Here is an 18,415-nt window from a genome sequence, read left to right on the forward strand (position 1 = left end):
GCTCGCCGGCCCGCTCGACAGGTGCTGGACGCCGGCTTGATGGAGAGGGGCCGCAGGCGCGATTAAGCCTGCGGCCCCTCCCAACGTCCGCTTATGCTTTGGGCGTGTTCGATTCCCGGCACATACGGACATTCCACGAAGTGGTCGCCTCCGGCTCGTACTCGGCCGCCGCGCGGGCCCTCGGATACACCCAGCCCGCGATCACCCAGCAGATGAAGGCGCTCGAACGGGCCGTCGGCACCCCGCTGTTCACCCGCATCGGCCGGACCATGCAACTCACCGAGGCCGGCCGGTCCCTGGCCAGGCACGCCGACTCCATCCTCGGCAGCCTCTCCGCCGCCGAGGCCCAACTGAAGGCGTACGCACGTCTGAGTACCGGTCGGGTCCGGGTCTGTGGATTCCCCAGCGCCAATGTCGCCCTCGTCCCGGAAGCGCTCAGCGGTCTGGCCGCCTCCCATCCGGGCATCCAGGTCGAACTGCTGGAGGGTGAGCCGCCGGAGTCGCTGCGCAGATTGAAACGCGGCGAGTGCGACATCACCCTGGCCTTCACCTACCCCGGGCTGCGCGAGGAGGTTCCGGAGGAGGTCGACGAGGTCAGGCTGCTGGAGGACCAGCTGACGGTGCTCCTGCCGACCGGGCATCCGCTGGCCAGGCGCCGGGCCGTGTACCTGGCCGACCTGGCCGAGGAGCGGTGGATCGCCGGTTGCCCGCGCTGCCGGGCGAATCTGCTGCACGAGTGCGCGGAACTCGGCTTCGTTCCCGACATCCGGTTCGCGACCGACGACAACCTGGTGGTCCAGAGCCTGGTCGCGCAGGGCCTGGGCGTGGCGATGATGCCCGCCCTCGTCCTGCCGTCATTGGCCCTCACCCGGGTCTGCGGACGGCCCCTCCAGCCGGCGGCCCGCCGCCACATCTCCGCGTACGTGTACCGGGACCACCTGAGGATTCCCGCGACGGCCGTGGTGTTGGACGAGCTGAAGCGGGTGGCGTCGAACCGGGTCGGCTGCTGACCGCGGACACGATCACCCGACCCGATCCATAAGCCGTGCTTGGGATTTCGGGTGAAAACTGTCGTTGGACGTGATCGGTGGGCTGTTCGACGCTGCCCCTATGACCACCACCACGCCGGCCAGAACGACCGCGAGGATGGCCGCCCTCGTCAGTGAGATCCGTACGGTAGTGGAACGCGGGCTCGCCCCCGACCTGACCGCCTATCTGGTCGGCGAGCGGATCGCCCCCCACCTGGGGGCGTCCGACCTGCTCACCCCCGAACAGTGCGAGGGGCATCCGGACCGATACCGGCAGCACATCCTGCACGCGGAGCCGGACGGCAGCTTCTCGGTGGTGGCACTGGTGTGGCTGCCGGGCCAGGAGACGTCCATCCACGACCACGTCTCGTGGTGCGTGGCCGGGGTCCACCAGGGTACGGAGAGCGAGCGTCGCTACCGGCTCGCCCCGGCGACGGGCACGTACGGCGCCCGACTGGTGCCCACCGAAGAGGTGGTCAACGACCAGGGCGACGTCTGCGGGTTCGCCCCGCCCGGCGACATCCACCAGGTGCGCAACTCCTGTCGTACGACGGCGATATCCCTCCACGTCTACGGCGCCGACGTTTCCCGTCTGGGCAGCAGCGTCCGCCGTGTCTACACCCTCCCGGCCGACTGATGGCCCTGTTGCATCGCCCCGTCCACCGGCCCGGGCGGGCGCGCGTTGTTTCACGTGAAACATCGTCCCCTTGGCCGGGGTTGGGGCTGGCCGTCGCGGGTGCCTTCGTGGCCTGGTGCGTCCACCGGTTGGTGCCGGCCGTGCCGATGCTGACCGCGGCGGTGGTGCTCGGCATCGCGGTCGCCCACCTCCCGCGTCTGCGGACCGTCGTGCGGGGTCCCGCGCGGGCGGGCCTCTCGCTGGCGGGCCGGAGGCTGATGCGGATCGGCATCGTCCTGCTGGGGCTCGGTCTCGGCCTGGACCAGGTGCTGGGGTTGGGCTGGGCGACCGTCGCCATGGTCACCGGGGTGGTCGCGGCCACCTTCCTCGGGACCCTCTGGCTGGGGCGCAGGCTCGGACTGCCGGGCGATCAGCCACTGTTGATCGCGACCGGCTACTCGATCTGTGGGGCCTCGGCGATCGGCGCCGTCAGCCAGGTGTCCGGCAGCGACGAGGAGGACGTGGCCTCGTCGGTGGCCCTGGTCACCCTCTGCGGGACGTTGGCCATCGCGGTACTCCCGCTCCTCCAGGACCCGTTGGCCCTGTCCGACCTCGCCTTCGGGCGCTGGGTGGGCGCGAGCGTCCACGACGTCGGCCAGGTCGTGGCGACGGCCCAGACGGCGGGTCCGGGGGCCCTGGGCGAGGCGGTTCTGGTGAAGCTGATGCGGGTGGCGCTGCTGGCTCCGCTCGTCGCGGCCGTGGCCTTCTCCGTACGGGCCCGGCGACGCGGGGTGCGCACGGCCTCGGGCCGCCGGCCGGCCCCGGTACCCCTGTTCGTCGCCGGGTTCCTGGCCGCCGCCGTGCTGCGGGCGACGGGCGTGCTGCCCGACGTGGCGCTGGAGTGGGCCCACACCACACAGGAGGCGCTGCTGGCGGCGGCACTGTTCGGCCTGGGCAGCGCGGTACACCTGCCGACCCTGGCCCGGACCGGGGGGCGGGCGGCGCTTCTCGGCCTCGGGGCATGGGTGGTGGTCGCCGGGGCCTCGTACGCGGGTGTCCTGCTCACGCTCTGACCGCACACCGGGCCGTCCGAGTCGTCCGGCGGGGGTGATGACGTCGGATGCCCGTCCTCAGGTGTTCCGGAACGGAAGGGAGTTGGCCATTTCCTGGCCGGAACCGAACGAACGTTCCGACCGGTGCCTGACATCTCGTACGGCCCGTGCAACCCTGCACCCGATCCGCACCGGCAACTCTTCACCCCCACCCTGCCCGGACCCGACCGGCCCGGGCACGGCAGAAGGAGTCCTGCGTGAATCGTCATCGCATGGCCTTATCGGTCCTCTTGGCCGCGGGCGCCCTGCTGGCCGGCGCCCTGACCGCCGCCACCCCGTCGGTCGCCGCCGATGCCCCCGTCTCGTTCCGACAGCAACACAGCCAGGGCTTCTGGACGGCCGAGCGCATGCGGTCCGCGGCCCCGCTGGACGTCACGGCGGCGCCGGGGAGCATCCGTAGGGCGCCCTCCCCGGCGGACCGACCCACCCGGGTGGCACCCACGACCCCTCCCGCCTCACCCACCGCGTTCCCGCAGGCGGGCGGCGCGTGGACGGGCGGCGGGGCGGTGGTGAAGACGTCCGGGCGGGTGTTCTTCACGATGGGCGACCGGACGGCGTCCTGCTCCGGCGACTCGATCACCAGCGCCAACGGAAGCACCGTCATCACCGCCGGGCACTGCGTGAAGTACCAGGGCGCCTGGCACACCAACTGGGTCTTCGTCCCGGCGTACGACAACGGCAGCGCGCCCTTCGGCCAGTGGTCGGCCACGCGCACCTTCGCCACCGCGCAGTGGGCGGCGAGCGAGGACATGAACATGGACGTCGGCCTCGCCGTGGTCGCCCCGCTGAACGGCCAGAAGCTCAGCCAGGTCGTGGGGGCCCAGGGAATCCTGTTCAACGGGGGCTACAACAAGAAGATGTACTCCTTCGGCTTCCCCGCCGCGGCGCCGTACGACGGCACCAAGCTCGTCTACTGCAGCGGCAACAGCAGCAAGGACTTCCTGCTCACCAAGGACCACGGGCTGGGCTGCAACATGACCGGCGGCTCCAGCGGCGGCCCCTGGTTCCAGGACTTCAACGAGGCGACCGGACTCGGTACCCAGGTCTCGGTGAACAGCTTCGGATACGTCTTCCTGCCGAACCGGATGTTCGGCCCGTACTTCGGCAATGAGGCCAAAGCGGCGTACGACCAGGCACAAACGGCCTGACCAGCCCCCGCACACCCCCACCGCCCGGTACTCTGTACCGGCCAGGTGGGTTGCCCGAGCGGCCTAAGGGAACGGTCTTGAAAACCGTCGTGGCAGCGATGTCACCGTGGGTTCAAATCCCACACCCACCGCACCAGGTCAGACGGCGTTCTGATCAGAAGGGGCGTCCCTCGTCGGGGGCGCCCCTTCGTCGTCCGCGCGGGGAACGAGCGGTCGGTGGTTCCGCAGCGCCCCTCCCGGCTCTCACCCGCATAGGTGTCGGCGAGGATCTTTTATTTGCCGCGTGACGTCGCGGCGGTCGTACGTCAGTGGTTCGCAGGCGAAGAGGAACAGGGCCTTCGCCCCGGTGTCGTAGCCCCCGCCGCAGGTGAGGGTCGTCCGGCGGGGGCTACGCGGACAGCTCCCAGCGGTGGAGATCGAGGCGGTCGGGGACGCTGTGGACCGACACGTGAGACCCCGGGTCCCGGATGAACTGCTCCGCAGGCCCGGAGATCAGCGCGCGGGTGCCCGAGTGGAGGAATCGACGCCGATGACGAGGTTGAACGTACGGCTCCGACCGCTCTCGTAGGCCACCTCGACCCCGTCGTTCCGCCATCCCGACGGCCGTTACGCGGTGTCGCCTCAGGGCGCCCGCCCATGCGCTTGATGGCCTCCGAAGGGCGATTTAGGCCTTCTGAGTGGTGTTTGTCGGAAGATCGGCGCGCGTGGTGGAGGCGTTCCGGTTGCGCACACATCATGGCGAATGTATTCAGATCGGCCCTTCGGAACATCGCGAAATGAGGCAACCCGTCATGGCAAACCGCAACAGCGTCACGTCCATCTGGACCGCCGTCCTCGCCGCACTCGTGGCACTCTTCGCCGCCCTCGGCCTCGGCGCCAAGGCGGCCCCGGCCGCCTCCGCCACCTTCTCCGCTCCGGTGGTTCCGACCACCACCGTGCGTCGGCCGGCCGTGATGGCCCGGCGGACGTGGCGGGCGATGATGCGGGGAGGTTCGCTCCCGCCCACCATCAAGCAGCGGATCCGGGCCGAGGCCCACGGCAAGACCCCGTCCGTTCGTCGCTCGACCACGGCCCTTGCCGCCGGGAACGCCGGTACCGCCGTCAGCTCGGTCGACGATGCCGCGCCGCTCGCACCGCTCGCCCCTGCCGCGTCTGTCACCGCAGTCGCCCCCGCCGCCTCGGCCGGAACCGCCGCACGAGGCATGGCGCTTGCCGCGTAGTGGCCGCCGGGCAGTACACGTGCTCGCGCAAGGGCGTGGCCCTCGTAGGGGCCGTGGGCATCTTCGGTACGGAGCAGCACCGACCGGACGCGCAGGCGTGCATGCCTATGCCGGACAGACGCATCAGCAGGGCAGCAGAACATCAGAGCGGTACAGCAGCACAGCGGTACGGCACGGCAGTGGGGCAGTAGGGCGACACGGCAGCAACGCGATACGTCAGCAACGCGATACGGCGGTACGGCAGCGCGGCCATTCGGCGAGACGTCGAGAGGCCAGGGGTGGCAGTTCGTGAAGCCGGCAGTACGGACGCGTCGCCAGGACAGTACTGCGGCAGCCGGCCGGCGTCGCACGGCAGCGGAGCGGTACGCCGAGTACGGCACCGATGTCAGGAGACCGGCAAGGCAGCGCGGCCACGAGGCCGAGCGGCAGGACGCACCACACGGCGCACCACACGGCGCACCACACGGCGCACCACAGAGACGTCCGACAGAAACGTCCGACAGGCGAGCCACGAGCCAACGGCAAGAAGAGCCACGAGGCGAACGGCAACCCAGACGGCAAGGCAGACGGCAAGGCGAACGTAAAGGCACGAGACACGAGACACGAGGCACGAGACGCGACGACCGCCGAGGTGGCGGCGCGACGGAACGTCCACGCGGTGGTGGCGCAAGGCGCTGTCCGCGCGACAGCATCCGGCGCGGTGGTACGACGGCAGCACGTGGAGCGGTAGGCGCTTGAGCCCGGTCGACACACGACCGCGGATCGCGCTACGGCGTGCCCCGGAGCGGGGCATGGACGGTTCACTCCGGCGGGCGCCGGGGGCGTGCAGGGAGCGCGGAGCTTGTCGCCGCAAGGTGACGCAGGGTCGCATGTCCGGGAGACGGTGAGGTTCCCGGAGGACGCGGTCCCTTTTTGGCATGTCCGGGGTGCGGTGGTTTGGCGGAACGATTCCGCACTGGTGTCGCAGGGGTTTCGGGGCGTGGGGAGTCGCTGACCTGGGGCGGGCGGGGTGTGAATGGGGTTTATCCGATGTTGCTCATGCTTGCGGGGGAATCAGCGGCTCCGGGGTGGTTCGCCGGGGATTCGGTGGGCAACTCTGAGGTCGCGACGTCGTCACCACCCGTGATGACCAGGTTGGTCGGCCAACTGCCCTGGTGAGAAGTCCACTTCGGTTTTCTGGAGGATAAAGACATGGCAAGCATCCGTACCGCCCGCGTCATCGCTGCTGCCGCCGCTCTCCCGCTCGCCGTCGCCCTGTTCGGCGGTGTGGCCGCGGCCGACGACGGCTCGTTCGCGAGCATCGTCGGCAGTGGCGTGGGTGGCAACAACAACGGCAACTCCTCCACCTCGCAACAGGTTGCCACCGGTTCCGGCGCGTCCAACCAGAACAGCACCGCGCAGGTCAACGGGTCGGCGTTCACCGCGCTCGAGCAGCACAACGCGAACCTGGCGGTCAACTTCTTCCCCTTGTTCTGATCCTTGTTCCGATCGTCCGATGCGGCCTGAGCCGCGATGAGCGTTGAGGGCGTCTGTGTGACCGGACCGGCTGGGGTCCGGTGGCGCGGGCGCCCTCGGGCGTTTCCCGGCCCCGGGCGCCGGCCGCGCGTGCTCCAGTCGCGTCGTGACCGTGCGCGCCCTCTCCTCGACGGGGACTCGTGGACCTTGACATCCACAGCAGATCTGACGGACAGTCAGATCTCCTCGTTGATGTGATGCCGGGAGGCTTGCGCCGTGCACCTCGCCCCGACTGAAGGACAGTTGCGGCTTCGCGCCGAACTGAGGGAGTACTTCGGGAACCTGCTGTCGGACGGGCTGCCCGAGGATCCGGCCGCACAACGCACCCTGTTGCGCCGGATAGGCGCCGACGGGCTGCTCGGACTCGGCTGGCCCGTCGAGTACGGAGGCCAAGGCAGGGGCGCGGAAGAGCAGTTCGTCTTCTTCGACGAGGCCTACCGGGCCGGTGCCCCCGTCTCCATGGTCACGCTCAACACCGTCGGCCCGACCTTGATGAAGTACGGAACCCGGCAACAGAAGGACTACTTCCTGCCCCGGATCCTCGCCGGGGAGATCGTCTTCGCCATCGGCTACTCGGAGCCCGAGGCCGGCACCGATCTCGCCTCGCTCCGTACCCGCGCCGTGCGCGACGCCGACGTCGCGTACGCCGTCCGCGACGCCGACTGGATCATCGACGGTCAGAAGATCTTCACGTCCAACGCCCAGAACGCCGACTGGATCTGGCTCGCCTGTCGCACCGACCCCGAGGCCCCCAAGCACAAGGGCATCTCGATCATCCTGGTCCCCACCGACGCAGCCGGCTTCGCTTGGACCCCCATCGACACCGTGGGTGGCCTCACCACGACGGCCACCTACTACGACTCCATCCGCGTCCCCGCCGGGAATCTGGTCGGCCCCGAGCACGGCGGTTGGGGCCTGATCACGAACCAGCTCAACCACGAACGCGTGGCCCTGGCCGCCATCGGCATGCAGGCGGAGGACTTCTACGACCACGCTCTCGCGCATGCGAGGACCCCCGACCCGGTCACCGGCGAACGCCGCGCCGACCGCCCCTGGGTGCGGGCCCGGCTCGCCGAGGCGCACGCCCGACTGGCCGCCGTACGGCTTCTCAACTGGCGCCTGGTCCAGGACGTGGGCAGCGGAGACCTGGCCCCGGGCGACGCGAGCGGGGTGAAGTTCCTCGGTACCGAATCCACCGTCGAGGTGTACCGGATGTGCCAGGAGGTCGTCGGCGAGGAGGCGCTGATCCGGGGGCCTTCGGCCTTCGCGGGGGGCGAGCTGGAGCGCCTGAACCGGGCCGCCCAGATCAACACCTTCGGCGGCGGGGTCAGCGAGGTCCAGCGGGAGATCGTCGCCATGATGCGGCTCGGCATGAAGGGAAGGAAGCGATGACGGCCGAAGCAGCCGAGGCACCCGACGGAGTCGGCGAAGCCAAAGCACCCGAGGCGCCCGGCGAAGCCAAAGCACCCGAGGCGCCCGGCGAAGCCGAAGCACCCGAGGCGCCCAAACCGTCCGAACCGCCCGAAGCGGCGGCAGACACCCTCCCGCACGTCTCGACACGGGTCGCGCCGGACGCCGCGGCGGAAGCCCGGTTCCACGCACGGCTGACGGCCTTCGAGGGGAGGCCCGCAGCCACCGGGGGGCGGGCGAAGGACGCGGTCAACGAGCCGATGATCCGCCACTGGTGCGAGGCGATGGGGGACACCAACCCCGCCTATACCGGCCCGGACGTCGTCGCCCCGCCCACCATGCTCCAGGCCTGGACGATGGGCGGGCTCTCCGGGCACACCGACCGTTCCTCCTCCTACGACGAGCTGCTCCTGCTCCTCGACGGCGCGGGGTGCACTTCCGTGGTGGCGACCGACTGCGAGCAGGAGTACCTCCGTCCGCTGCGCCCCGGCGACCTGGTCACCTTCGACGCCGTCATCGAGTCGGTGTCGGCGCGCAAGGCGACCAAGCTGGGTGCGGGGTACTTCGTGACGACCCGGATGGACGTCCACGCGAACGGCGAACTCGCCGGGACCCACCGTTTCCGCATCCTCAAGTACGCGCCCGCCGCGAACCCGTCCCGGCAGCCGAAGCAACCCACCCGGCCGAGCCGGGAAGGCCACTCCACCCGACCCGCCCCGACCCCGCCCCCGCGCCCCGCCCGCCCCCGCCCCGTGATCAACCGCGACAACCAGGGCTTCTGGGACGGCGTCCGCGACCACACCCTGCTGATCCAGCGCTGCACGGCCTGCTCGACCCTCCGCTTCCCCTGGCTCCCCGGCTGCAACGCCTGCGCCTCCCCCGACTGGGACACCGTCGCGGCGAGCGGCGCCGGCACGGTCTTCTCGTACGTGGTCATGCACCACCCGCCGTTCCCGGCCTTCGACCCCCCGTACGCGGTCGCGCTCGTCGAACTCGCCGAGGGCGTTCGGATGATCAGCAACATCACCGGCGTCCCGTACGACAAGGTCCGCATCGGTCTGCCGGTCCAACTGGAGTTCCTACGCGTCGACGACACGCTCGAACTCCCCGTCTTCCGGGCGGAGGCGGGCTGACATGGATTTCCGCCCCACCGAGGAGCAGGCAGCCGCGGCCGATCTCGCCGCGCGCATCTTCCGGGACCTCGCCACCCATGAACGCCTCGCCGCCGCCGGCACCGGCAGCGACGCCGAGCTCTGGAAGGCCCTGACCGCGGTCGGACTGATCGCCGCCGTAGAGGAGGTCGGTCTGCTCGGTCTGGTGCTGCTGTCCGAGGAGCAGGGCCGCACCACCGCGCAGGTTCCGTTCGCCGCCACCTGTGCGTACGGAGTCCTCCCCGTGGCCCGCCACGGCAGCCCCGCGCAACGGGCCCGTCTGCTGCCCGCCCTGGGCACCGGCGAGGCGGTGGCCACCGGGGCCTTCCCCGCGCGCGGCCGGATCACCGCCGGCCCGGGCGGCCGGCTCACCGGCATCGCGCCGGCCGTGCCCTGGCTGCGCGATGCCACGCACGTCCTGGTGCCGGACGCGGACGGGGCGTTGTGGTTCGTGACGACGGACGCCCCCGGCGTGCGGATCTCGACGGTGGAGACGACCGCGCCCTGGGCGGCCGGCGCGCTGATCCTGGCCGGGGCCGAGGGCGAACGACTGGGCGGTCCGCGGGCCCACGACGAGGTGCTGTCCGCCGCCCGCACCGCCTTCGCGGGCCTCCAGGCGGGCGTCTGCGCGGGTTCGTTGGCCCGCGCGGTGGAGTACACCCGCACCCGCGAACAGTTCGGCCGGCCGCTCTCCACCCACCAGGGAGTCATGCTGCGCGCGGCGGACGCGTACATGGACACCGAGGCGATCCGCGTCACGGCGTACGAGGCGGCATGGCGGATCGACACGGGCCTGCCGGCGCGCGAGCACGCGCTCACGGCGGCCTGGTGGGCCTCGGAGGCGGGCAAACGGGTCGTTCACGCGGGCCAGCATCTGCACGGCGGCATGGGCGCCGACCTGGACCATCCCGTACACCGGCACTTCCTGTGGGGACGCCAACTGGACGCGTACCTGGGCTGCGGCAGTGAACTGCTCGCCGAGCTGGGCGCGCTCGTTTCGGACCCGGTGCCCGCCGGCGCCGCGATACCCGAGGGGGAAGACGCATGAACGTCGGCGACACGCTGCCGCCGCTGGAGATCCCTGTCACCCGCACGCTGATCGTCGCGGGTGCCATCGCCTCCCGCGACTACCAGGACGTGCACCACGACGCGGAGCTCGCACGCGAGAAGGGCTCCCCGGACATCTTCATGAACATCCTGACGACCAACGGCCTGGTCGGCCGGTACGTCACCGACCACCTCGGACCGGCCGCGGTGCTGCGCAAGGTGGCCATCCGTCTCGGCGCCCCCAACCATCCCGGCGACACCATGACCCTCACCGCGACCGTCGTCGCCCGCGAGGGGGACACCGCGGAGATCCGCGTCGTGGGCGCCAACGGCGTCGGCCTGCACGTCACGGGCACCGTCACCGTCACCCTGGGGGACACGGCATGAGCGTCCGTACCCGCGACGGTCTCGGCGGCCGGGCCGCCATCGTCGGCATCGGCGCGACCGAGTTCTCCAAGGACTCCGGCCGCAGCGAATTGAAGCTGGCCGTGGAGGCCGTGCACGCCGCCCTCGACGACGCCGGGCTCAGCCCCGCCGACGTCGACGGCATGGTCACCTTCACCATGGACACCAGCCCCGAGATCACCGTCGCGCAGGCGGCCGGCATCGGGGACCTCTCCTTCTTCTCGCGCATTCACTACGGGGGCGGAGCGGCCTGCGCCACCGTCCAGCAGGCCGCTCTCGCCGTCGCCACCGGCGTCGCCGAGGTGGTGGTCTGCTACCGCGCCTTCAACGAGCGCTCCGGCCGCCGCTTCGGCTCCGGCGTCCAACAGCGCGAGCCCTCGGCGGAGGGTGCGGCACTGGGCTGGTCCCTGCCGTGGGGACTGCTGACCCCGGCCTCCTGGGTGGCGATGGCCGCCCAGCGCTATCTGCACACCTACCAGCTGCCCCCCGAGGCCTTCGGCCATGTCGCGGTCACCGACCGGCGGCACGCCGCCAACAATCCCGCCGCGTACTTCCACGGCAAGCCCATCACCCTGGCTGATCACGCCGCCTCGCGGTGGATCGTCGAACCGCTGCGGCTGCTGGACTGCTGTCAGGAGACGGACGGCGGACAGGCGATCGTCGTCACCACCACCGAGCGGGCCCGTCACCTGCGCCGGAAACCCGCCGTGATCACCGCCGCCGCCCAGGGAGCCGGTCGTCGTCAGGAGGCCATGACCTCCTTCCACCGCGACGACCTCAGCGGGCTCCCCGAGATGAACGTGGTCGCCCGCCAACTGTGGCGAACGAGCGGGTTGCGGGCCTCGGACATCGACGTCGGCATCCTCTACGACCACTTCACCCCGTTCGTGCTCATGCAACTGGAGGAGTTCGGCTTCTGCGCACCCGGTGAGGCCGCCGATTTCGTCGCCGCCGACGCGCTGCCGCTGAACACCCACGGCGGCCAGCTCGGAGAGGCGTACCTGCACGGCATGAACGGCATCGCGGAGGCCGTCCGCCAGCTCCGGGGAACCTCCGTCAACCAGGTTCCCGGCGCCGCTCACACCCTGGTCACCGCCGGCACCGGGGTCCCGACCTCGGCCCTGATCCTCGGCTCCGACGGCTGAGGGCGGCGGTCGAGGGCGGCTGGGTGCGGCGGGGTACGAGGGGCGGCCAAGGCCCGGGAACGGCCGGGGGCGGGCCGCCTCCTCCACCTTCAGGAGGTGGGGTACGGCCCGTCCCTACAACCTGAGATGGACCCCGCTTCGGCACCTGCGGCCGATCCGGGGAGCCCGCTCCGCTCCTAGCGTGGAGGCATGACCACGCCTGTGTGCACACTCGCCTCGAATCCGACGACGTACCCGTCGTTCTCGGCGTACGTCCGGACCCGCGGCTCGGTCCTGATGCGCACCGCGCGCTCACTCACCGCCAACCCCTGCGACGCCGAGGATCTGCTGCAAACGGCCCTGGCCAAGACGTACGTGGCCTGGGACCGCATCGAGGACCACCGCGCCCTCGACGGCTACGTACGACGGGCCCTGGTCAACACCCGCACCTCCCAGTGGCGCAAGCGCAAGGTGGACGAGTTCGTCTGCGACGAGCTTCCCGAGAGCGAGGAGGCGCCCGCCACCGATCCCGCGGAGGCACAGGCGCTGCGCGACGCCATGTGGCGCGCGGTGACCCGGCTGCCGGACCGGCAACGGGCGATGGTGGTGTTGCGCTACTACGAGGACCTGAGCGAGGCGCAGACCGCCGAGCTGCTCGGGGTCTCGGTGGGCACGGTCAAGAGCGCGGTCTCCCGCGCCCTCGTCAAGCTGCGCGAGGACCCGGAACTCACCGTCGTCCGCTGAGGAGGCGTGCCGCCGTGTTTCACGTGAAACATGAGGACGCGTGTCACCGCGCGCTGTTTCACGTGAAACATCGCCAGGGTTTCCGCCCGTGAGGTAGTGACATGCCGACCGGTACGTGCGCAGAATCGGCAGCATCCGTAGCCGCCGCAGCGCCGCAGCGCTCACCGGGAGGACGCTTTGCTGAGCACGATGCAGGACGTACCACTGCTGATTTCGCGAATCCTGACCCACGGGTCGACGATTCACGGAAGTTCCCAGGTGACGACCTGGACGGGTGAGGCCGAGCCGCACCGGCGCAGCTTCGCGGAGATCGGCGCCCGCGCTGCTCAGTTGGCCAACGCTCTGCGTGACGAGCTCGGAGTCCGGGAATCGGATGTCATAGGGACTCTGATGTGGAACAACGCCGAGCACGTGGAGGCGTACTTCGCGATCCCGTCCATGGGCGCCGTTCTGCACACGCTCAACCTGCGGCTTCCCCCCGAGCAGCTGGTCTTCATCGTCAACCACGCGGCCGACCGGGTCGTACTGGTCAACGGCACCCTGCTCCCCCTCCTGGTCCCGCTGCTGCCGCACCTGCCCACCGTCGAGCATGTCGTCGTCGTGGGCGTCGGGGACCGCTCCGGACTCGAAGGCCTCGACGTGCGCGTGCACGAGTACGAGGACCTGCTGGCGGGTCGACCTGACACCTACGCGTGGCCCGAGCTGGACGAGCGCCAGGCCGCGGCCATGTGCTACACCTCCGGCACCACCGGCGAACCCAAGGGCGTCATCTACTCGCACCGCTCCGTCTACCTGCACTCGATGCAGGTCAACATGGCCGAGTCGATGGGTCTGACGGACCGGGACACCACGCTCGTCGTCGTTCCGCAGTTCCATGTGAACGCGTGGGGGCTGCCCCACGCCACGTTCATGACCGGCATCAACATGCTGATGCCGGACCGCTTCCTTCAGCCCGCCCCGCTCGCCGAGATGATCGAGCGGGAGAAGCCCACCCACGCCGCGGCGGTCCCCACCATCTGGCAGGGGCTGCTCGCCGAGGTGACCGCCAACCCGCGCGATCTGACCTCCATGAAGCAGGTCACGATCGGCGGCGCGGCCTGTCCGCCCTCCCTCATGGAGGCGTACGAGAAGCTCGGCGTCCGCCTCTGTCACGCCTGGGGCATGACGGAGACCTCGCCGCTCGGCACCATGGCGCACCCGCCGGCCGGTCTGACCGCCGAGGAGGAGTGGCCGTACCGGATCACCCAGGGCAGATTCCCCGCCGGTGTCGAAGGGCGCCTGGTGGGACCCGGCGGCGAGCACTTGCCGTGGGACGGCCGTTCGGCGGGTGAGCTGGAGGTGCGCGGCACCTGGATCGCGGGCGCCTACTACGGCGGCGCCGACGGCGAGCCGCTCCGTCCCGAGGACAAGTTCAGCGCGGACGGCTGGCTCAAGACCGGTGACGTCGGGGTGATCAGCGCCGACGGGTTCCTCACGCTGACCGACCGGGCCAAGGACGTCATCAAGTCCGGCGGCGAGTGGATCTCCAGTGTCGAGCTGGAGAACGCGCTGATGGCGCATCCCGAGGTGGCCGAGGCGGCGGTCGTGGCCGTCCCCGACGAGAAGTGGGGCGAGCGTCCGCTGGCCACGGTCGTCCGGACGGCGGGCGCGAGCGTGGACTACACGGGGCTGCACGCGTTCCTCGCCCAGTCGATCGCCAAGTGGCAGCTCCCGGAGCGCTGGGCCTTCGTCGAGGCGGTACCGAAGACGAGCGTCGGCAAGTTCGACAAGAAGGTGATCCGGAAGCAGTACGCGGACGGGGCACTCGAGGTCACCAGGCTCGACTAGGGCGTCGGCGACGGCGAGCGGATCTCCCGCACGAACCGGAGGACGCTCCGGCGCCGGCGGTGTCAGCCCCGGGTGAGCCATGGCCGCAGCAGCTTGCTGACGGCGGGCATGGCCACATAGGTCATGAGGGTGCTGAAGACGATCGCGAACGCGGCCGTGCGCACCACGAAGTGCAGATCCACCAGGTACGGCCCGAGCAGCGCGTTGCCCGCCAGGGAGATCGGGAAGATGGCCAGCCCCGAGCTGATCGCCATCTTCCAGCGCGGCGGCGCGGGCCGGGTCGTACCCGGCTTGGCGAACCAGGTCTCCATGCCGTGGAGTTCCCGCCGGGCTATCTCGGTGTGGTGGTGCCCGAGGCAGTTGGAGAACCACTGCGCCCGCTCGGCGGAGTCCTGCCACCGCTGGAACGCGGCCTCGTTGCGGAAGCGGTGCACCAGGAACCAGGGCCCGCCCTCCGAGGCCGGGCGGAACAGCCCGTATCCGAGATGGTCCGGAAAGCCCGCGGCGGTCTCCAGGATGCCGTGGGCCCAGGCCTCGAACGTCTCCTCGTGGCCAGGTTCCACCTGACGGGCGATGAGCAGGTTCACCTCCCCGTTGTCGGCGGGGACGGTGTGCTCGGTCGTGTCGGTGATGGCCATGCGGCCAGGATGACTAGTTGGTGCCGATCTTTGCCAGCAGGTCCACGATGCGGCCCTGCACGTCCGCGGTCGTGGCCCGTTCGGCGAGGAACAGGACGCTCTCGCCCGAGGCCAGCCGGGGCAGTTCGGCCGGATCGATCCCGGCAGTCGTGTAGACGACCAGCGGGGTCCGGTTCAACTGACCGTTGGCACGCAACCAGTCCACGATCCCGGCCCGGCGCCGCCGCACCTGCATCAGGTCCATGACCACCAGGTTCGGGCGCATCCGGGTCGCCAGCTCCACGGCGTCGGTGTCGGCGCCCGCCCGGGCCACCTGCATCCCGCGCCGCTCCAGGGCGGCGCTCAGGGCGATGGCGATCTCCTCGTGCTCCTCGATCAGCAGGACCCGGGACGGGTGCTGCTCGCTGTCGCGGGGCGCGAGCGCCTTGAGCAGGACGGCCGGATCGGCGCCGTACGCGGCCTCGCGCGTGGCGTGTCCCAGCCCGGCCGTGACCAGGACCGGGACCTCGGCGGCCACCGCGGCCTGACGCAGCGACTGCAGGGCGGTCCGGGTGATCGGCCCGGTCAGCGGGTCGACGAACAGCGCCGCGGGGAAGGCGGCGATCTGCGCGTCCACCTCCTCGCGGGAGTTGACGATCACCGGCCGGTAGCCGCGGTCGCTCAGGGCCCGCTGCGTCTGCGCGTCGGGCGCGGGCCACACGAGTAGCCGGCGCGGGTTGTCCAGCGGCTCCGGCGGCAGTTCGTCGTCCACGGGGCGGGGCACGGGCCGGTTGACCACCTCGACGGCGCCACCGGGGCCGTCCAGCGGCTCCGGGCCCTCGGCGGAGCCCGCCTCGGGTGCCCCTATGGCGAAGGCACGTCCCTGAGCAGCGGGTTCGGCCAGTCGGCGCCTGCGACCGGAACCGCTCGCGTCGACGGAGATGCCCTGGCCCAGGGTGCCGAGGGCACGCACGCTGATCGGCTGCGCGGCCTCCGCCGGGGCGCCCTGCGGCTGCCGGGCACCGGGGACGGCGGCCGGCGCGACCTCGTCGTCCTCGACGGCGGTCCGGGCGGCGGGTACCGGCCACGCCGGTGGGGCGGGCAGGGCGCGGCGCCGACCGGTGGGGTGGGCCGGGTCGGCGGCTTCCTGCGCACCGGCCTCGGGCGCGGCGTCGGGGGTCTCGGGCTCCGACACCGGGGCGCCGAGCACCCGTCGGCCGCGGCGTCCGCCCGGAGCGTCGGAGTCGGCCTCGGCGGGAGCGGGCGCGGAACCGGCCATCGCGGGCGCCTGCGGGGCGGCCGGGACGGGCCCCGCCGGAACCGGGCTCGCCGCCGGGGTCGGCCCGGCGGGCAGTGCGAAGCCGCCCTCGGGGGCGATGGGACGCTGCGGGGTGGGCGGTACGAGGCCGGTCGCCGGCACGGGCCCGCCGGACTGCGCGGGCGGCCCCGCGGGTCCCAGCGCCCGCCGTCGCCCGGCGGGGTGCTCGGTCACCGGGACCGACGGTACGGGCGGCAACGCGGGCATCGCGGTGCCTTGCGGGGGCACGGGCCGACCGGAGCCGCCCTGCCCGCCGTTCACACCGTTCTCGGGACCCCGGGCGAGGCCGGCCGGGGCGCCGTTCCCGCTGCCGTCGCCGTCGCGACCCCGGCGACGCCCGGTGCCCAGGCCCGCCGGGTTCACCGGGGACTGCGCCAGCCCGGATCCCGCCGGCCCGGAGTCGGCGGGGCTGCCGTCGGCCCGTCGCCGTCCGGACGGCAGCGCCAGCGCGCTCCCGCCACCACCCTGGCCGGGATGGGGGCCACGGCCGTCGGGGGCCTTCGGCTCCTCGGCCTCGTCGTCCAGGAACGCGTCCACCCCGCTCCGCCGTGCGCGCCGGCCGCCGGACTCGCCCTTGCCCTCGCGGCCAGGCTTGCCCTCGGGGGCCTTGTCCTCGGGCTCCTTGGCCGGTTCGGGCAGGGTCACCGTGCCGGCTCCCGCACCCAGCGGGAACTCCAGGACGTACGCACCGCCCGGCGCGCCCGGGACCTCGACCGTCTGCAACACACCGCCGTGCGCGGCCACGATGCCCCGCACGATCGGCTCGTGCACCGGGTTGCCCCCTTCGTAGGGACCGCGCACCTCGATCCGTACGACGTCACCGCGCTGCGCGGCGGCCACGACGATCGTGGAGTCGGCGTACCCGCTGCCCTGGGCGGTCTTGCCGGTGGCGTCCACTCCGGCGACGTCCGCGACCAGGTGCGCGAGGGCGGCCGCGACACGCTCCCCGTCCACCTCGGCCTCGATGGTCGGCGCGTGCACGGCGAACTGCGCCCGGCCGGGCCCGATCAGCTCGACCGCGCCGTCGACGCCGGCCGCGACGACCGTGTTGATCAGGACCTTCTTCTTGTCGAGCTTGTCGCTGCCCGCGTCCAGCCGTTGGAAGCCGAGCACGTTGTCCACGAGCGTGGTCATCCGCGAGTACCCGGCGGCCAGGTGGTGCAGCAGCTGGTTGGCCTCCGGCCACAGTTGACCGGCATCGTCGGCCGCCAGCGTCGCCAGTTCGCGGCGCAGTTCGGCCAGCGGACCGCGCAGCGAGTCGTCGAGCAGCGCCATCAACTGGGCGTTGCGGGCCGCGAGGGCGTCGTACGACCGCCGGTCCGTGAACGTCATGACGGCGCCGACGAGCAGCTCCCCGTCCCGTACGGGCGAGGTGGTGAGGTCGACGGAGACGGGCTGTCCCGACTTGTTCCACAGGACCTGCCCGCGGACCCGGTGCTTGCGTCCGCTGCGCAGGGTGTCGGCGAGGGGGGATTCCTCGAACGGGAACGGCGAGCCGTCGGCGCGGGAGTGCTGGATCAGCCCGTGCAGCTCGCGGTTGCCGAGGTCGGTGGCGCGGTACCCGAGGATCTGCGCCGCGGCCGGATTGACCAGCACGACCCGCCCGTCGGTGTCGGTACCCACCACGCCCTCGGCGGCGGCACGCAGGATCATCTCGGTCTGCCGCTGGGAACGGGCCAGCTCGGCCTCGGTGTCCACTGTCTCGGAGAGGTCCCGTACGACGAGCATGAGCAGCTCGTCACCGGTGTAGGACGGGGCCGGCTCGCGGTAGGCGTCGCGCCCGTCCAGGTGGGCGCTGGTGACCTCGACGGGGAACTCGGATCCGTCGGTGCGCCGCGCGGTCATCCGCTTCGGCCTGGCCCGCCCGCCCTCGTCGTCGCCGGGTCGGCGCATGGAGCCGGGGATCAACTTGGAGTCGAACTCGGGCAGCAGGTCCAGCACACCGCGCCCGACGAGCCCCGTTCCGGGACTCTCCATGATCTCGAGTGCGATCGAATTCGCGTTGACGACCGTGCCGTTGGCGTTGACGAGCAACAGCGCGTCGGGAAGAGCGTCGAGTATTGCTGCGAGGCGAGCAGCGCCTCGGGATGGCCTGCTGCTCACGACGAGCTTCCTCCCCTGACCACGACTACC

At 71.6% G+C, this 18,415-nt stretch carries 15 protein-coding genes and 1 tRNA gene; 14 read left to right on the plus strand and 2 right to left on the minus strand.

Annotation, left to right across the window (positions count from 1 at the left end; translation table 11 throughout):
• Positions 1-104 precede the first annotated feature (104 nt).
• The 14 genes from ACQEVM_RS01925 to ACQEVM_RS01990 all read left to right on the plus strand — a co-directional run bounded on the left by ACQEVM_RS01925 (position 105) and on the right by ACQEVM_RS01990 (position 14,347).
• Positions 105-1,010 (plus strand): LysR substrate-binding domain-containing protein, encoded by a 906-nt coding sequence (locus ACQEVM_RS01925; RefSeq protein ID WP_433073975.1) that lies wholly within the window; start codon positions 105-107, stop codon positions 1,008-1,010.
• 100 nt (positions 1,011-1,110) lie between these two features.
• Complete coding sequence (locus tag ACQEVM_RS01930; RefSeq protein ID WP_433073978.1) at positions 1,111-1,665, plus strand: cysteine dioxygenase; 555 nt, start codon at positions 1,111-1,113, stop codon at positions 1,663-1,665.
• Positions 1,665-2,717, plus strand: coding sequence for a YeiH family protein (locus ACQEVM_RS01935; protein ID WP_433073981.1), 1,053 nt, complete (start codon positions 1,665-1,667; stop codon positions 2,715-2,717). The genes ACQEVM_RS01930 and ACQEVM_RS01935 overlap by 1 nt, the downstream gene beginning before the upstream one ends.
• Before the next feature lie 251 nt (positions 2,718-2,968).
• On the plus strand, positions 2,969-3,904 hold the full coding sequence (locus ACQEVM_RS01940; RefSeq protein WP_433073984.1) for a trypsin-like serine peptidase: 936 nt from the start codon (positions 2,969-2,971) through the stop codon (positions 3,902-3,904).
• A 44-nt stretch (positions 3,905-3,948) separates the two neighbouring features.
• Positions 3,949-4,035 (plus strand) — tRNA-Ser (locus tag ACQEVM_RS01945).
• Positions 4,036-4,695: 660 nt separating this feature from the next.
• Complete coding sequence (locus ACQEVM_RS01950; RefSeq protein WP_433073987.1) at positions 4,696-5,124, plus strand: DUF6344 domain-containing protein; 429 nt, start codon at positions 4,696-4,698, stop codon at positions 5,122-5,124.
• A 1,191-nt stretch (positions 5,125-6,315) separates the two neighbouring features.
• Complete coding sequence (locus tag ACQEVM_RS01955; RefSeq protein WP_433073990.1) at positions 6,316-6,600, plus strand: hypothetical protein; 285 nt, start codon at positions 6,316-6,318, stop codon at positions 6,598-6,600.
• 255 nt (positions 6,601-6,855) lie between these two features.
• Positions 6,856-8,031 carry an acyl-CoA dehydrogenase family protein gene (locus ACQEVM_RS01960; protein WP_433073993.1) on the plus strand — a complete coding sequence of 392 codons (1,176 nt, stop codon included), beginning with the start codon at positions 6,856-6,858 and terminating at the stop codon, positions 8,029-8,031.
• Entirely contained in the window at positions 8,028-9,182 is a 1,155-nt protein-coding gene (locus tag ACQEVM_RS01965; protein WP_433073996.1) for an OB-fold domain-containing protein, read from the plus strand. Before ACQEVM_RS01960 ends, ACQEVM_RS01965 begins: the two co-directional genes overlap by 4 nt.
• A 1-nt stretch (position 9,183) precedes the next feature.
• Positions 9,184-10,248, plus strand: a complete 1,065-nt coding sequence (locus ACQEVM_RS01970; protein WP_433073999.1) for an acyl-CoA dehydrogenase family protein — start codon at positions 9,184-9,186, stop codon at positions 10,246-10,248.
• Entirely contained in the window at positions 10,245-10,634 is a 390-nt protein-coding gene (locus ACQEVM_RS01975; RefSeq protein WP_433074002.1) for a MaoC family dehydratase, read from the plus strand. The genes ACQEVM_RS01970 and ACQEVM_RS01975 overlap by 4 nt, the downstream gene beginning before the upstream one ends.
• Positions 10,631-11,797: a lipid-transfer protein gene (locus ACQEVM_RS01980; RefSeq protein WP_433074005.1), complete on the plus strand. Its 1,167-nt coding sequence runs from the start codon at positions 10,631-10,633 to the stop codon at positions 11,795-11,797. The genes ACQEVM_RS01975 and ACQEVM_RS01980 overlap by 4 nt, the downstream gene beginning before the upstream one ends.
• 189 nt (positions 11,798-11,986) lie before the next feature.
• Positions 11,987-12,520: a SigE family RNA polymerase sigma factor gene (locus tag ACQEVM_RS01985; protein ID WP_053684103.1), complete on the plus strand. Its 534-nt coding sequence runs from the start codon at positions 11,987-11,989 to the stop codon at positions 12,518-12,520.
• 177 nt (positions 12,521-12,697) lie between these two features.
• Positions 12,698-14,347 (plus strand): long-chain fatty acid--CoA ligase, encoded by a 1,650-nt coding sequence (locus tag ACQEVM_RS01990; protein ID WP_433074008.1) that lies wholly within the window; start codon positions 12,698-12,700, stop codon positions 14,345-14,347.
• 62 nt (positions 14,348-14,409) lie between these two features.
• Here ACQEVM_RS01990 and ACQEVM_RS01995 read toward each other — a convergent pair whose 3' ends face one another.
• Both ACQEVM_RS01995 and ACQEVM_RS02000 read right to left on the minus strand, forming a co-directional pair.
• Positions 14,410-14,985, minus strand: a complete 576-nt coding sequence (locus ACQEVM_RS01995; RefSeq protein ID WP_433074011.1) for an antibiotic biosynthesis monooxygenase — start codon at positions 14,983-14,985, stop codon at positions 14,410-14,412.
• Between the two features lie 13 nt (positions 14,986-14,998).
• Entirely contained in the window at positions 14,999-18,385 is a 3,387-nt protein-coding gene (locus ACQEVM_RS02000) for a PAS domain-containing protein (protein ID WP_433074014.1), read from the minus strand.
• Between the last annotated feature and the right edge of the window lie 30 nt (positions 18,386-18,415).

Origin of the sequence: Streptomyces sp. CA-243310 (assembly GCF_050936775.1) — a bacterium.
Lineage (GTDB): Bacteria > Actinomycetota > Actinomycetes > Streptomycetales > Streptomycetaceae > Streptomyces.